At 67.4% G+C, this 14302-nt stretch carries 14 protein-coding genes and 1 tRNA gene; 9 read left to right on the forward strand and 6 right to left on the reverse strand.

The genetic code is table 11. The features are described 5' to 3' along the window. The first annotated feature begins 169 nt into the window (after nt 1-169). From J2853_RS33595 to J2853_RS33605, 3 genes are all read left to right on the forward strand, one after another. Complete coding sequence (locus J2853_RS33595; RefSeq protein ID WP_307564720.1) at nt 170-1093, forward strand: GNAT family N-acetyltransferase; 924 nt, start codon at nt 170-172, stop codon at nt 1091-1093. A gap of 240 nt (nt 1094-1333) precedes the next feature. Continuing rightward, nucleotides 1334-2521: an ISAs1 family transposase gene (locus tag J2853_RS33600; RefSeq protein WP_307564721.1), complete on the forward strand. Its 1188-nt coding sequence runs from the start codon at nt 1334-1336 to the stop codon at nt 2519-2521. A 33-nt stretch (nt 2522-2554) separates the two neighbouring features. Then, nucleotides 2555-2875 (forward strand): hypothetical protein, encoded by a 321-nt coding sequence (locus J2853_RS33605; protein ID WP_307564722.1) that lies wholly within the window; start codon nt 2555-2557, stop codon nt 2873-2875. Between the two features lie 137 nt (nt 2876-3012). Here the strand turns inward: J2853_RS33605 and J2853_RS33610 are convergent. Together J2853_RS33610 and J2853_RS33615 are read right to left on the reverse strand one after the other, a co-directional pair. Beyond that, a tRNA-Arg gene (locus J2853_RS33610) sits at nt 3013-3085 on the reverse strand. Between the two features lie 401 nt (nt 3086-3486). Further along, nucleotides 3487-4035: a hypothetical protein gene (locus J2853_RS33615; protein WP_307564723.1), complete on the reverse strand. Its 549-nt coding sequence runs from the start codon at nt 4033-4035 to the stop codon at nt 3487-3489. A 131-nt stretch (nt 4036-4166) separates the two neighbouring features. On the opposite strand from J2853_RS33615, the gene J2853_RS33620 reads away from it, so the two are divergent. Continuing rightward, complete coding sequence (locus J2853_RS33620; RefSeq protein ID WP_307564724.1) at nt 4167-5297, forward strand: sensor histidine kinase; 1131 nt, start codon at nt 4167-4169, stop codon at nt 5295-5297. Then, nucleotides 5294-5995, forward strand: a complete 702-nt coding sequence (locus J2853_RS33625) for a response regulator (protein ID WP_307564725.1) — start codon at nt 5294-5296, stop codon at nt 5993-5995. Before J2853_RS33620 ends, J2853_RS33625 begins: the two co-directional genes overlap by 4 nt. A gap of 96 nt (nt 5996-6091) precedes the next feature. Here the strand turns inward: J2853_RS33625 and J2853_RS33630 are convergent, their stop codons facing one another. From J2853_RS33630 to J2853_RS33640, 3 genes are read right to left on the reverse strand one after another with little or no spacing between them, the layout of a single operon-like run. Beyond that, nucleotides 6092-6556, reverse strand: coding sequence for a MaoC family dehydratase (locus J2853_RS33630; protein WP_307564726.1), 465 nt, complete (start codon nt 6554-6556; stop codon nt 6092-6094). A 10-nt stretch (nt 6557-6566) separates the two neighbouring features. Beyond that, nucleotides 6567-7973: a hypothetical protein gene (locus tag J2853_RS33635; RefSeq protein ID WP_307564727.1), complete on the reverse strand. Its 1407-nt coding sequence runs from the start codon at nt 7971-7973 to the stop codon at nt 6567-6569. After that, nucleotides 7973-8485 carry a SigE family RNA polymerase sigma factor gene (locus J2853_RS33640; protein WP_307564728.1) on the reverse strand — a complete coding sequence of 171 codons (513 nt, stop codon included), beginning with the start codon at nt 8483-8485 and terminating at the stop codon, nt 7973-7975. The genes J2853_RS33635 and J2853_RS33640 overlap by 1 nt, the downstream gene beginning before the upstream one ends. 190 nt (nt 8486-8675) lie before the next feature. Here J2853_RS33640 and J2853_RS33645 point away from each other — a divergent pair, with 190 nt between their 5' ends. Beyond that, nucleotides 8676-9848 (forward strand): esterase-like activity of phytase family protein, encoded by a 1173-nt coding sequence (locus J2853_RS33645; protein ID WP_307564729.1) that lies wholly within the window; start codon nt 8676-8678, stop codon nt 9846-9848. Between the two features lie 470 nt (nt 9849-10318). After that, a complete protein-coding gene (locus tag J2853_RS33650) occupies nt 10319-11023 on the forward strand; it encodes a hypothetical protein (protein WP_307564730.1) in 705 nt (234 codons plus the stop codon). Between the two features lie 522 nt (nt 11024-11545). Here the strand turns inward: J2853_RS33650 and J2853_RS33655 are convergent. Next, entirely contained in the window at nt 11546-12904 is a 1359-nt protein-coding gene (locus J2853_RS33655; RefSeq protein ID WP_307564731.1) for an alpha/beta hydrolase family protein, read from the reverse strand. Between the two features lie 240 nt (nt 12905-13144). Here J2853_RS33655 and J2853_RS33660 point away from each other — a divergent pair, with 240 nt between their 5' ends. Further along, entirely contained in the window at nt 13145-13705 is a 561-nt protein-coding gene (locus J2853_RS33660) for an ArsR/SmtB family transcription factor (RefSeq protein ID WP_307564733.1), read from the forward strand. Between the two features lie 43 nt (nt 13706-13748). Next, on the forward strand, nt 13749-14270 hold the full coding sequence (locus tag J2853_RS33665) for an NUDIX hydrolase (protein WP_307564734.1): 522 nt from the start codon (nt 13749-13751) through the stop codon (nt 14268-14270). Nucleotides 14271-14302 lie beyond the last annotated feature (32 nt).

Raw genomic sequence — 14302 nt, forward strand, 5'->3', positions numbered from 1 at the left:
CCCCGCAGCCGACTGTCTTGTGTCACCGAAGTTTGAGTAGTGGACGTGTGTTGGTCAGGAGGGCGATTGGGGGAATCGCGGAGGTGGACGCAGATCCCGTGCTGTGAACGACAGGCCTGCATCCGGAAAAAATGTTGCCGCGTGCCGCTTGCCCTGGGACAGTCCCGGCATGCAGATACGCGCCGCGATGATGAATGACTTGACTGCCCTGACGGAGCTGTTCCAGGCGATCGAACTAGTCGAGATCGGACGAGCAGAGACCAACAAGGCCGACATCCGGCACATCCTGATCACGCCAGAGCTGGACCTGGAGCGACGTAGCTGCGTATATGAGAAGGACGGTGACATCATCGGCTTTGCCGCGCTCCACTTCGCTCCGCACGCCGACCAGTTCCGCGCGCACCTTGGAGTGTCACCCGTCGCCCCGGACTCCCTGGCTGATGCGTTACTGCGGCAGATCGAGGAATGGGCGCAGAAGCAGACCGCGACAGCAGGTCGAGAGCGTGAGAGCGTCACGCTCTTCCAGATGCCTCAAGCTCTCGCCACGCCCGCGCTCCAAGATCACGGCTGGCACGTTGTCCGTCGTTACAGCCGCCTGATCATCGACTTGAACGGCGAACGGCCCTCCCTTCTGCAATTGCCGGCCGGAACCGAGATTCGGATCGCGGCTTGTGACGACGATCGGCGCCGCCTGCATGCGGTGCTGGAGGAAGCGCTGAGCGGACACTGGAACCACCACCGTCGAACGTTCGAGGAGTTCTGGGCCGATCAACAACAGCGAGACGGTCACGATCCCAGCCTGTGGTGGATCGCCGAGGTCGAGGGAACCCCAGCGGCTGTGCTGATCGCCCGCTCGCAACCGAACCGCGGCTGGATCGCCTGGCTAGGCACCGAGCAGCGTTACCGAGGGCGAGGATTGGCCCGCTGCCTTCTGCTCACCGCATTCGCCGAGTTGAAGGCACGTGGCCACCACATGGTCGGTGTCGATGTTGACAGCGCAAACGACACGAATGCCACGGGTGTCTATGAGGCTGCCGGCATGCGCGTGCTCGGCCAGGCCGACCAGTGGCAACGGGATATCAACATCAGTTGAGGGTCTGTCAAACCACTCAAGGTTCAGTGGCACAGAACACCGGCCGGCCAGGGTGGGGCCATTTCAAGCCGCCACATTTTCACCTAGTGATCAACAAATGGGTCCAGATCAGGCCGTCAACTGGGGCCAACTGAAGCCGTCCTAGCCAAGTAGAGGCCACCCCGATGCGGAGATGACAAACGCGACCCCTGATGATCGTCGGTGTCTAGCCAGTCGATCAAGAACAGGGGCCGCGTTCGCGTGCCATCATTCCCGATCAACGTGCTCGCCCGCCACTTGGAGCACGTCCCCGCTTTCGACCCATCGACCGATCTGCCCGCGCTGGCCGAGGTACTGGGCACCCTGCCCGACCCACGCAGCCACCGCGGACGTCGCTACCGACTCGGCCCACTGCTGGCCCTAACCCTGCTCGCCGTACTCAGCGGAGCCACCTCCATAGCGGCGATCAACAGATCCATCCACGGATACGACCCGGACATCCTGTCTCGTGCCGGGCTCCCCGGCACCGTTCGCCTGGCCGCCAGCACCCTGCGGCGACTACTCGCCCGCCTGGACGGCGACGCCTTCGACACCGCGACCGGCACCTACCTGGCCACCCTCGCCGCCGACGGCCCGCCCGCCACCGACCACCCCGAAAGCCGACCACCGCTGACCGGCCTGGCCATCGACGGCAAGACCCTACGCGGCAGTCGCACCGCCAACGGCACGGTGCACCTGCTGGCCGCCTTGCGCCACGACACCCAGACCGTCGTCGCCCAACGCCAGGTCACCGCCAAGAGCAACGAGATCCCTGCAGTTGCGCCCCTGCTGTCCGGCCTGGACCTGTCCGACGTGGTAGTCACCGCCGACGCCCTGCATACCCAGCACGCCCATGCCCGCCAGATCATCGACTCCGGCGGCCATTACCTATTCATCGTCAAAGGCAACCAGCCCACCTTGCACCGCCGGCTCAAGGCTCTGCCCTGGCGCCACGCCCTGCTCAACGACCGCACCGATACCCGCGGCCACGGCCGCCGCGAGATCCGCCGCATGAAGATCTGCACCGTCCGGCCCGGCCTGCCCTTCCCCCACGCCGCCCAGGCCATCCAGGTCAAACGCCGCCGCACCGACCGCCGCACCGGCAAAACCACCATCGTCACGATCTACGCGATCACCAGCCTGCCGCCCGGCCGCGTCACCCACGCCCACCTCGCCACACTGATCCGCGGCCACTGGAGTATCGAGGCCCTGCACCACATCCGCGACGTCACCTACCGCGAAGACGCCTCACGCGTTCGGACCGGCACCGCCCCACGGGTCATGGCGAGCCTGCGTAACCTGGCCATCGGCCTGGCCCGCTTGATCGGCTGGACCAACATCGCCGCCGCCACCGATCACTACCGCAGCCACCCCACGGACGGCCTTCAGCTACTCGGTCTCACAACATGAGAACGCTTCGGCCCTGACCGAATACCGGAGTACGTGACGACGATCATCATGCAGTCTCGCGAGGCCGAGGGTCGTAAGCCATTCCTGGAAGCACTGGTGCGCCTCGCCGTGCGAACTGCCTGGGAGCCCGTTAAGAAGATGGTCGACGCTACCGGAGTCCCGGAGATCCAACGGGCATGCCGGATCCTCGCCGTACTGATCTGCCCGGCACCCGAGAAGCACAAGGCCGTCCAGGACGGCGCCCTGCTTCCTTTGGCGAAAGAGGGTCTGCTGGCGACCAGCAAGGAGCGGCTTGAGAGAGTCTTCCCTGCGGACTGGGTTCGCCGTCTACAGGAGGGCTTCGGCGGCGTCTGAGCAGAGCGGCCGGCGGCTCGAAGGGTAGGAGCCGGCGGTAGGAGACCGTCTGTGTGCGGCTGCGTTGCTGTACGACGCTGCTGTGCGGGCACGGAAAAGGCCCTCCGGGATGATCCCGGAGGGCCTTTGACCTGCTGTGCAGCCGGAGGTACTCGAAACCCCAACCTTCTGATCCGTAGTCAGATGCTCTATCCATTGAGCTACGGCTGCTCGTTGCTTAAGTAATCATAGCGGGTCTTGAGCGATGCCTCGAACCGGTTAAACGGAATCTCTCCTGACGCGCTCCTCGATGCCGGATCCCCCTTCGTACGCGAGGAAACCGGCCGCCGCGGGGGCACCGGAAGCAGATCCCGGCAGACGCCACACACCCCACCCGTCCGCGCGGAGCGCGTTGGGTGCCGGAGGGTGAGGAGGGACGAAAGGGGTCTCAGGAGGTAAGAGATCTCAGAAGTCCGGAAGACCGAGGGAGGACGCCCCAGATGCGCTCCGAAGCGCTCCAAGGAACCTCGGGGTGCTCCAAGAGGCACCTCCGGGCGCTCCGGCGAAGGGCTTCCGTCCCACCCAGGCAGGGTTCGTAGCGGTGGAAGTCGCCTTCAAGACAGCAGAGGAGATCACACCCTGGAATCTTCGGCGACCTTCTTCGGGAACAGGGTGTAGCTCACCGGCCAGAGCAGGGCCACCAGCGGCACCTTGAGCAGGCCGCCCATGAAGGCGATCAGCGCCGCGGTTCGTGAGGAGTCGTCGACAATCCATATCAGGACGAACAGCAGGCCACAGGCGATGCCGTACGCGACGACGATTTGAAACCACACGCCCCATTCGTACCGAGCCCTCGCCATACCGCCCGCCGGGGGCTTCCACGGCTCGGGGCCGCCCGCGAAACGGTGGGCGAACTTGGCATCGGCCCATTTGACGGTCTTGTGGCCGAAGACGATCGAGTAGGCGATGTAGGCCGCGGCCAGGCCGTGGCGCCAGTCCGCCTCGGCTCCGCCGCGCATGTCGATGACGGCGGCGACCAGCAGGACCACGTCGACCAGCGGCACCGCCAGCAGCAGGGCGTTGCTGAGCCGCCTCATGCCCCACAGGTAACGAGAGGCGAGCCCCAGACCCAGCAGGACCCAGAATCCGATCTCGCAGCCGATGATAATCGCCAGAATCATGGTTCCATGGTCACGGGGGGATGCCCGGCGCGCATCGTCGACGCTGATGATCCGGCCTACATCCTTATATGTACGGAGCTCCCGCCCGCTGCAGGATCAGCGGGCCGTGCAGAGGTGATGAGATGAAGGGCATGAGACGAGACGACGCGCTGTGGGCCGCGTTGTGCTTCGCCGGTGGCCTCGTCCTGATCGCGACGGATGCCTATGTCCATCGGGGCGTCCCCGTCTACCTCCTCACCGGACCGCTGCTGCTCACCTGTCTCGGGATCGTGGTACGGCGGAGAGCACCGCTGGCCGCTCTGACGCTGGGCGTCGTCGCCGTCGTCGGTGACGCCCTGGTCGGCCCGTCCATGGGCACGATCCTGTTTTTCACCGACAACCTCTACGCCGCCGTCCTGTACGGCCCGCGCAGGCTGGGCAGGTGGATGCTCGGCATCACCTCGGTCTTCGCCGTCGTGGGCGGGACGGCCGCGGGATTCATCTCCCGCGACCTGAGCGTCCTGGCCATGGCCATCGTCCAGCTCGGCCTGATCGGGACCACCCCGGTCATCACCGGAGTGATCGTAAGACAGTACCGGGACCAGGCGAAGTCCGAGCGGGCCAGGGCCGAGCAGGTGGCACGGCTGGCCGAGCTGGACCGGCAGGCCGCGGTGAACACCGAGCGGACCAGGATGGCGAGGGAACTGCACGACATGATCGCCAATCACTTCAGCGCGATCGCCATTCAGTCCACGGCCGTGCTCTCCCGCAAGGACCTGGACGCGCGGACCGTACGGGAGGTGCTGGAGTCCATCCGGGAGAACAGCGTCCAGGGCATGGCCGAGATGCGCACCACGATCGAACTGCTCCGGCAGGACGGCGAGGAGGCCGAGGCGACCCGGCGCAGGGTGGCCGAGGCCGGCGAGCTGGCGAAGCGGGCGCGGGAGGCGGGGCTGGACGTACGGCTGCGCGTGGACGGCGACGCCCGGGAACTGCCCGCCTCGGTGGATCTGGCCGGATACCGGATCGTGCAGGAGTCCCTGACCAACGCGCTCAAGCACGGCGGTAAGGTCGCCGACGTGGTGATCGGTTATCGGCCTGGCCTGGTCACGCTCACCGTGGACAATCCCGTCGACGGCGTCGGGCGGGGTCTTCCCGGCGCGGGCGCGGGGATCATCGGCATGCGCGAACGGACCGCTCTCGTGGGCGGCGCCTTCCAGGCCGGACCACACGACGACGGCTGGCGTGTCCGGGCCGAACTACCCACCCGGGAGACCGTATGACCATCCGAGTCCTCGTCGCCGACGATCACGCGGCGGTTCGCGCCGGGATCGTCCTCATACTCGACGGCCACGAGGACATCGAGGTCGCCGGTCAGGCCTCGGACGGGGAGCAGGCCGTCGCGATGGCTTTCGACCTGCGTCCGGACGTGGTGCTGATGGACATCCGGATGCCGAAGCTCGACGGGATCTCCGCGACGCGTGAGCTGACCGGGATCGCCGACGTGCTGATCCTGACCACCTTCGACCTCGACGAATACGTCTTCGGGGCGTTGCGGGCGGGGGCCGCCGGGTTCCTGCTCAAGAGCACCGACGCCGACGCGCTGGTGGAGGCGGTGCGGGTGGTGGCCCGGGGGGACGGGCTCATCGCTCCCTCGGTCACCCGGCGGCTGATCGCGGCCTTCGGGTCCGCGGCTCCGGAGTACAGGCCACGGGAGGTCGACAGCCTGACTCCGCGTGAGCGCGAGGTGCTGGCGTGCCTCGGACGGGGCCTGTCGAACGCCGAGATCTCCGCCGAGCTGCACATGGCGGAGGCGACCACGAAGACCCACGTCAGCAGGTTGCTGAACAAACTGGGTCTGCGCAGCCGCGTCCAGGCGGCCATCCTGGCCCAGGAGCTCTCAGCGGGAGACCGGAGGACCCCCGAATCCCTCAAGGGGAGGCAGAAGACCCCGGACCAGGGGTTTCCTGCGGGAGCGTAGCGGCCCCGGCCACGGGTCCTCGACGAAAGCCGAGGCTCCCGGTACGGAAGCCCTCACCGTGCGGGAACCGTACTCGGGGGCGGGGAAGACCCCGGCTCAGGGGCTCTCGGCGGGAACGTAGAGGGAGAGGGTCTCCGCGATGCAGGCGGGCTTCTTCTGACCCTCCACCTCGATGGTCACGCGCACGCTCGACAGGTAACCCGAAGGGGTGCCCTTGAGGTCGACGAGCTCCGCCCCGGCCCGGATCCGCGCGCCGACCGGGACCGGCGAGGGGAAGCGGACCTTGTTGAGTCCGTAGTTGATGCCCATGGCCAGACCGCCCACCTTGATCAGCTCCTGCATGAGCGAGGGCAGCAGGGACAGGCTCAGGTAACCATGGGCGATGGTGCCTCCGAACGGGCCCTCCTTCGACCTCTCGACGTCCACGTGGATCCACTGGTGGTCGCCGGTCGCGTCGGCGAAGAGATTGACCTGTTCCTGGCTGATCTGGCGCCACTCGGTGTGGCCGAGGTGCTCGCCGACAGCGGCCTTGAGTTCGGTGATGTTCGCGAAGGTCCTCATGAATGGAACTTTATTCCGTCGGAGGCACGGCGAGAAGGTTCACGACCGTCAGCTCCTTTCCGCCGCCCACCTCCTTCATCGAGCACGCCGTGCCCTCGCCTCTGGGGACGGGCTCTCCCGACGCCTGGGGAGGAAGGATGCGGCCGTCGACCGTCTTGCACTCCGTGACCTGTTTCTTGCCCTCGTCCCAGTAGAGGATCGAGGTAGGCGAGGAGGAGATGCCCCTTCCCAGGCTTCCTCCGTTCCCGGTCCCTATCCCTGCCACGAACCCGCTGTCCGGGTCGTACACCACCCGTGAAGGGAAGTAGCCGCCCGTGCCCCGTTCCCCGCCGACGCTCAGCATTCCGAACCTGCCACCGATGTCTTTCATGTAAGGCGCGGGAAACAGTCCCGGCAGGATCTTCCCGTCCGAACCGTCCAGCTTCTGCACCAGGGTCCCGTCCCCTTCATCACTCCCGTCCCCGAAGCACCAGATCGGGCCGCAGCGGAGACTCGTCACCCCTTCGGGGGCTTTCACCTCGGTGACCCGTCCCGTCTCCAGGTCGACCACCTTGCTCTGGTTCTTGAACACGTCCCCGCCCTCCTTCTCCCCGAAGTCGACCGCCAGCGGCCAGGACAGCAGGTGGAGCCCGTCGGTCCCCTCGACCCGCTCCGGCGCTCCGCCGCTCATCGGCATGCGGTAGATCCCCCCGCCGGTGACCGACCAGACGACGGAGTCCGAGGTGACGCCGATTCTCGTGACGCGCGAGAGATCACCCGTGACCTCGCCGACCCGCTTCGGAGTGCCGCCGGACCGAGGCATGACCCAGAAGTCGGCCCATCTGTCGGAATTGTTGGGCGTCTCGCCCCACCACGCGATGGAGTCGGCCCCCACCTCGTAGCCCTGAACGAAGTAGCCTTTCACGCCCGTCGCGGGCATGTCCGTGAGCACGGTGCTCTTTCGTGTCACCGTGTCGTACACCTCCAACCGGCCGGCCTTCTCGAACGACGACTCCGCGGTGAGCAGCAACTCCGTGGCGCTCAGTCCCGTGACCGGCCGGTATCTCCAGCCGTCCGCGGCCTTGGCCGGGATCGTGAACACCGCCGAAGGCCAGACCTCGGCCGCGGGCCGCACCACTCTGCGGGGCGACGCCGAGGGAGAGGGCGTGACCAGGGGAGAGCCTTCGGTGGAAGACGTGGCCCTGCTGACGACCTGACCTTCTCCGCCCCTGTCGAAGAAGGCCCCCCTGGCCACCGCCGTACCGCCACCGATCATCGCGATCACCCCGGCGACCGCGAGTGCCGACTGCACCCGCCTGCGCGTGCGCCGCCCGCGTCGCCGGCGGATCGTCACGACCAGGTCTCCCTTCGGCTCGGGTGCGGACTCGGCCGCCCTGGCCAGCGTGCGGATCAGCTCCGCCTCATCCCTGTCGTTCATCACACGTTCCTCATCTCAAGGGCGACCGCCCGGACTCTGAGCTTGTTCAGCGCACGGGCCGCCTGGCTGCGCACCGTGCCGCGTGAGATTCCGAGGAACTCGGCGATCTCCTGGTCGGAGAGGTCCTCGTAGTAGCGCAGGACCAGCACCGCCCGCTGTTTGGGCGGCAGCCCCTTCAGTTCCTTCCACAGGCCGGTGTCATCGGTGAAGCGATCTTCGATGTAGGCGACCTCGGGCACCACCGCGACCAGGCGTTCCCTGCGTAATCGCCGCCAGACGCTGATGTGCAGGCGGGCCATGGTCGTGCGGACGTACCCCTCCGGGTCGTCCCTTTTTCTGATCTTGGGCCACGCGTCCCCCAGGCGCATCAGCGCTTCCTGCGTCAGGTCGGCCGCGTCCTCGGCGTTGCCGGTGAGCACGTAGCCGTACCGGTACAACGCGCCTCCCCGCACGGCGACGAAATCAGTGAACTCCACGGACCAGGGACGCACGAGGGGTTCGTTCTGTTGCATCCGCTTTCCCCGTACGGCTCGCACGCGGTCGCCGCGCGGCTTCCGTACCGCTTCTCCATGCGGTTTCGCCGCGATTTCCACGCGCTTTTTGTACGGCCTCCGCCCACGATGTCAGTCTTCTCCGTACGGTCCGCGGCACAACACCGGCAGTTCATACAGGCGCCCTAGCGTGCCCGCCATGAGACGACGTATGACCATAACCATTGGTGCCGCCGTACTGGCGATGGCGATGGCGACCCCCGCGATGGCCACCCCCACGCGTCCTGGCTTCGAGCGCGCCACGCTGACCGGATTCGCCACCATGCCCGCCCTGACGTTCGTGCCCCGCAGCGAGCCGTCGGGTGCCTACATCGACCAGACCCCGGTCAACGGCGTGACCCCGCCGTTCACCGGGCAGCCGGTCCAGGGCTTCAGCGGCGTCGTGCGACGGGGTGACGACACCTTCGACGTGCTGTCCGACAACGGCTACGGCTCCAAGGCCACCAGCGCGGACTTCCTGCTGCGGGTGCACCGGGTGAAGCCCTCCTTCCGTCGCGAGAAGGTCGAGGTGCTGGGCGGGTTCAACCTGAGCGACCCCGACCACCGCGTGACCTGGCCGCTGACCCGGCCCGACCGGAAGCTGACCGGCGCCGACTTCGACGTGGAGTCGATCGTTCGGAACTCCGACGGCACGTACTGGATCGGCGACGAGTTCGGCCCGTTCCTGCTGCACTTCTCGTCGTCGGGCAAGCTGCTGGAGACCCCGATCTCGCTGCCCGGCGTGAAGGCGCCGGAGAACCCGTTCCTCAACGGCGCTCAGCCCAACCTGGGCGGTAGCAAGGGCTTCGAGGGCATGGCCCGCTCGGTCGACGGCCGCACGCTGTACCCGATGCTGGAGGGCACCGTGGCCGGCGACCCGGCGGGGACCCTGCGGATCAACGAGTTCGACCTGCGCAAGCGCGCCTACACCGGCAAGCGCTGGACCTACACGCTGGACAGCCCCGGCAACTCGATCGGCGACATGACCGCGGTGGACAGTCACCGGTTCCTGATCATCGAGCGCGACAACGAGCAGGGCGACGCGGCCAAGACCAAGCGCGTCTACATGGTGGACACCCGCGACCGCGACCTGCGCAAGACCCTCGTCGCCGACCTGCTCGACCTGGCCAATCCCCGTGGCCTGGGCGGGTTCGGGAAGACCTTCCGCTTCCCGTTCCAGACCATCGAGGACATCGTGATCCTCGACGACCGGACCCTGGGCATACTCAACGACAACAACTTCCCGTTCTCCTCGGGCCGTACGGCGGGCAAGCCCGACAACAACGAGTTCATCACCGTGCAGCTGTCGCGCCCGCTCCAGGCCGACCGCCGCGTCTACAAGTAACGCGGCTCGCGATCTCATGACGTGCTTCGGGGTCCCGCCGATCGGGTGAGCCGGCCCCGAAGCACGCGATCGGCGCCCCGGCGGCGGCCGGCGGTCCTCACGGGCCCCGCCCCGCCGGGATCCGCACGAATGGACGGGCGTCCGGGGCGGTCAGGCCGGAACGCGGTCCGGGTGATCTCCGAAGCGACCGGGGCGGGCCTCGACGTGCGGGGCCCGCCCCGGAGGCTCCGGCGGTATTTTTTCGCTCTCGCCAAGCGTGCATATTCACACTTATTTCACACTCAACTTTGATATTTGCTATAAAGCTCATTAAATGCCCGAAGTGGGTCATATTTCCCTTCTCTGGTACTACTTATTTGCCCTCCCCAAACCGGACCAATGCGTTATATCCAAATTTCCCGGGTACCTCCTGATCACTACCACTTTCGTGGCAGTACGGCAGATCCGATATTTTCGGAATCAGGAACGACATGGGAGATCAATTGCTTCCTCGTAAGGGTAAATTGGCGCCAGGTCCCCTCTCCAACAATCGTGTCGGGGCTTTGGCCGTCGCGGCAGCAGCCGGCATCCTTCTCGTATCGAGCCAGGTATCGGCAGACGCCGCAACCGGGAAATCAGAAGGCATTCACTCCTCTTCACAGAACAGCTCCGTTCTCCAGATCGGGAGCGGCCTCGGCGCCCACGATCTCAGCCTCCGCGATCCGCGCGGCCGGGCCGACAGGGGCAGGGGCCACAAGGCCGGCAGACACCGCCACCACCACAAGGGCGGCAAGGCCAACAGGGAAGGCCGAGGCGCCAGAGATGGCAGAAACGCCATGGACGGCAGGGACGACAGCGGGGAGAACGCCCCGAGTCCGACCGAATCCGCCGAGTCCGCCGGACCCGCCGAGTCAACCGATTCTCAGGAAACCGCTCCGCAGGAAAACGCTCCGCAGGAATCCGGAGGTGCGGGCGGCCCCCAGGAAGGCGCGGCTCTGGGGAACCTGCAGGGAGCCCAGGACATCAAGGACCTGCAAGGGATCCGGGATCTGATGGGCTCAGGGGGAATCCAGGGCCTGCTGGATCCGCAGGACACGCAGAGCGTGGACGGCCTGACCAAGATCCAGGGCCTGCTGGACCTCGGAGGTCAGAACGACGTCAACCTGCAAGGAATTCAGGGCCTGATCGGCCAGTAGGGAATTCCCAGCAGGGAATTCAAAGCCCGCTGGATTCACACGAAACTCAGAACGCAGACGCCCTGATCCCGGTTCAGGGCCCGATAAGTCCGAGAGCGTAATCGGCACGTAAGGCACACCGGACGGTCCTCTCTCTCCACGGGCTCCGCACCCGCGGTTGCCCGAGGCGAGAGGAATTCCGCCCGGCGGGGAAAACACCGCCTTCGCCGCCACGCCGCCGGATCGAGTCATATGCACGTCGCGTCATACACGCGTCGAAGAAGAAAGCGAATGCCGTGCCCGATCGAATCGGGCACGGCATTCGCCGTCTCGGCGTTGATCGGAGTCGCCCGGCGGCCAGGCGGGCCCGAGCGGGAGAGCGGGGCCTGTCCCCGGGCGGGCTCGAGCGGGAGAGTGGGGTCGCGGGCCTGTTCCCGGGCGGGCTCCGACCCGCATGGGCTCCTCGCCGTCCAGGTGACAACGCGCCACCGCGAACGAGCCCGGGTGCCGGGTCGAGGACGACGTGACAAAAGCAGCAGGCCGTCACGGGAGCAGCAGGCCCCAGTAGAGGGCCCACGGGACGAACACCACGCCACCGGTGAGCAGAAGGCCGAGCCGTACCCTCTCTCCTCGCGGAACGGAGTCCCGGGTGCGGTGCCAGGCCAGCGCGGTGAGGACCGCGGCGGCCACGGAGGCCCACGCCATGGCCTGCAGCGCCAGCCAGATCAACGGGCGCTCCGCCACCACCGGCCCGGGAGCGGCCAGCTTGCCGCCGGTCATCACCAGGTAGGACAGGTAGAACAACGAGCCGAGCACCGCCGTGAGCCCTCCGGCGCTGAGCAGCCGCGCGGCCCCGGTCACCGGAGCCGCCGAACGCCGGCGAAGGCGCCGCACCAGCGCGACCACCGGGTAGGCGGCGAACGCGATCACGAACAGCATCAGCGCCGCGAGCTGCATCGACGCCGACTCCCACCACGCCGAGGGATTCACCGGCACGGTCAGCGAGTCCTGCACGGGGGTGGGCCCCGAGATCTGTGCCGTGGGCGGCCTGCCTGACGTGACGTCGCCGACCCAGGAACCGACCAGGTCGGCGTAGCCGGGGGCGAGCTCGGGCAGCCGGGTGACGCCGCCGTCGGGAGTCTGGTGGGCGGCGTGGTCGGCGCCGGGGAAGAAGCGGAACGTGTAGTGGCGGTTGCCGCCCTTCTCCAGTGCCTCGGCGAATATCGGCGGACTCTCCTTCGGTGGTGTCAGCAGGTCGTGGGTGCCCCAGATGCCCAGCACCGGCTGGCGTACCGCGCTCAGGACCGGCGCGGGGTCGTAGTAGGGCTCGGGGAACATGCCGCCGTCGGAGATCGCCCGGTACAGGTTGAACTCGGCCCGGTCGATCAGCGAGCCCGACACCCCCGCCTTGCGGAGCCCGGCCGCCACGGTCCAGGTCTGCTGCCGCAGCGGTGGCAGCCCGTTGGCTCCCACGAGCACGACAAAACCGATGTCCTTCGAGCGGGACGCGGCGATCGGGACCACCCAGCCGCCCTCGCTGAACCCCCAGATGCCGATCTTCGCCGGGTCGACGCCCGGCTGGGAGCGGAGCGCGGCCACGGCGCCGAGCGCGTCGTCGGCGAGCTGCGAGTAGGACCGGTGGAAGAGCGAGTAGCCCTCGGACCGCTTGTCGTAGATCAGCACCGACAGACCTCTGCGGGCGAACTCGACGGCCTCGCCCATCAGCTTCTCGCGAGGGCCCTCACCCGCGCCGTGCACGAGGACCATGCCGGGGCGTGCGGGTTTCGCCGCGGCGGGTGAGACGACCGTGCCGTGCATGGCGAGGCCCCCGCTGCCGCGGAAGCTCACCTCCGTCGCGGTCAGGTCGGAGGGTACGGCGGGCGAGGGCGTCGGTGCCGCCACCGTCGTTGCCGCTGCTGTCGTTGTCGTTGTCGTCGCTGTCGCTGCCGTTGCTGTCGTTGCCGTTGCCGTTGCTACCGCCGTCGCTGTCGTCGCTGCCGTCGCCGCGGCGGGAGTGGCGAACAGGCAGAGGGCGAGGACTGCGGCTGGGAGGATTCTTCTCACATACCGAATATATTCTGCAGAATTTTTTCGGCAAAGACTTGTCTGCAGATATCATTCGGCAGGACTAGGCTGGTCATCATGAAGGATGAAGAGTCGTTCATGCTCGACGATCCGGCGAAGCTCAAAGCGCTGGCCCACCCCCTGCGACGGCTCATGCTGCGTCACCTCAACGTGCACGGCCCCGCGACCTCGACGACGCTCGGCGAGGTGCTCAACGCCAAGACGGGCACGACCAGCTACCACCTGCGCCTGCTTGAGAAATGCGGCTTCATCGAGGAGATCCCCGAGCGCTCGACCGGCAGGGAGCGCTGGTGGCGCAAGGCCGGCCCCACGGACATGCGGCTCCCGACGCCCGACCGGCTCGCCCCCGAGGACCGTCCCGCGCTCGCCGAGTTCCATCGGATCGGCATGGACGAGGATCGTGAGCTGTTCGAGCGCTTCCCCGCGGCCTACCTGCGCGATCCCGAGTGGGCCAGGGGCTCGCGCGGCTTCAGCTGGATGACCGGGGCGGAGCTGGAGGAGTTCTACGAGGCCTACATCGCGCTGCTGATGAAGTACCACCGCCGGCCGGAGGAGGCTCCGCCGGACGCGCGGCCCCTGTACATCCGCCTCTTCACCCTGCCCGCCGACGAGGAATGATCCGGCCTGGCCCGCTCCTGACGCGAGCTGGCATGCTACCGGCGTGACCGACCAAGTGATCGCCGTTCAGACCGTGCCCTGGATCCCGGTGCCGCACCGACTGGAGATCGTCCTCACCCGGGATCTCCCACCGGTCGACCAGATCACCACCGCCTTCGTCTTCGTCGTCGACGACCTCGGCCGGACCCTGCTGACGTACGTCGACCGAAAGGGACGTGGCTGGGACCTCCCCGGTGGGCACGTCGAGGCGGAGGAATCACCCGTGGAGGCCGCGATCCGGGAACTCGCCGAGGAGACCGGGCTGGTCCTGGAGGCCGATCGGCTGTCGGTCCTCGCCTGGCACCGCATCCGGCTGACGGCTCCCGTACCGGCCGGCCATCCGTACGGGCCGCTGACGTTCATGGTGATGTACGAGGCGCGGCTGACGGAGCGGGGCATGCCCACGCGGCCGGATCCGCGGTCCGAATCCACGCGGGCGGAATGGCTGACCCGCGAGGAAGTGGAACAGCGGTGTTCCGGACGCACCTGGCTGACCGTCCATCGCGTTCTGACGGCACAGGGATAGCTCGCGGGCCTTCCGGCGAACAGGCCATCGAC

This window comes from Streptosporangium lutulentum (genome assembly GCF_030811455.1).
Classification (GTDB): domain Bacteria; phylum Actinomycetota; class Actinomycetes; order Streptosporangiales; family Streptosporangiaceae; genus Streptosporangium; species Streptosporangium lutulentum.

Coding starts and splice junctions, on each gene's coding strand:
- J2853_RS33640 (WP_307564728.1), bottom strand. CDS start 8,485: ATGCAACAGAACGAACCCCTCGTGCGTCCCTGGTCCGTGGAGTTCACT.
- J2853_RS33650 (WP_307564730.1), top strand. CDS start 10,319: ATGGGAGATCAATTGCTTCCTCGTAAGGGTAAATTGGCGCCAGGTCCC.
- J2853_RS33645 (WP_307564729.1), top strand. CDS start 8,676: ATGACCATAACCATTGGTGCCGCCGTACTGGCGATGGCGATGGCGACC.
- J2853_RS33595 (WP_307564720.1), top strand. CDS start 170: ATGCAGATACGCGCCGCGATGATGAATGACTTGACTGCCCTGACGGAG.
- J2853_RS33620 (WP_307564724.1), top strand. CDS start 4,167: ATGAGACGAGACGACGCGCTGTGGGCCGCGTTGTGCTTCGCCGGTGGC.
- J2853_RS33660 (WP_307564733.1), top strand. CDS start 13,145: ATGAAGGATGAAGAGTCGTTCATGCTCGACGATCCGGCGAAGCTCAAA.
- J2853_RS33615 (WP_307564723.1), bottom strand. CDS start 4,035: ATGATTCTGGCGATTATCATCGGCTGCGAGATCGGATTCTGGGTCCTG.
- J2853_RS33630 (WP_307564726.1), bottom strand. CDS start 6,556: ATGAGGACCTTCGCGAACATCACCGAACTCAAGGCCGCTGTCGGCGAG.
- J2853_RS33635 (WP_307564727.1), bottom strand. CDS start 7,973: ATGAACGACAGGGATGAGGCGGAGCTGATCCGCACGCTGGCCAGGGCG.
- J2853_RS33625 (WP_307564725.1), top strand. CDS start 5,294: ATGACCATCCGAGTCCTCGTCGCCGACGATCACGCGGCGGTTCGCGCC.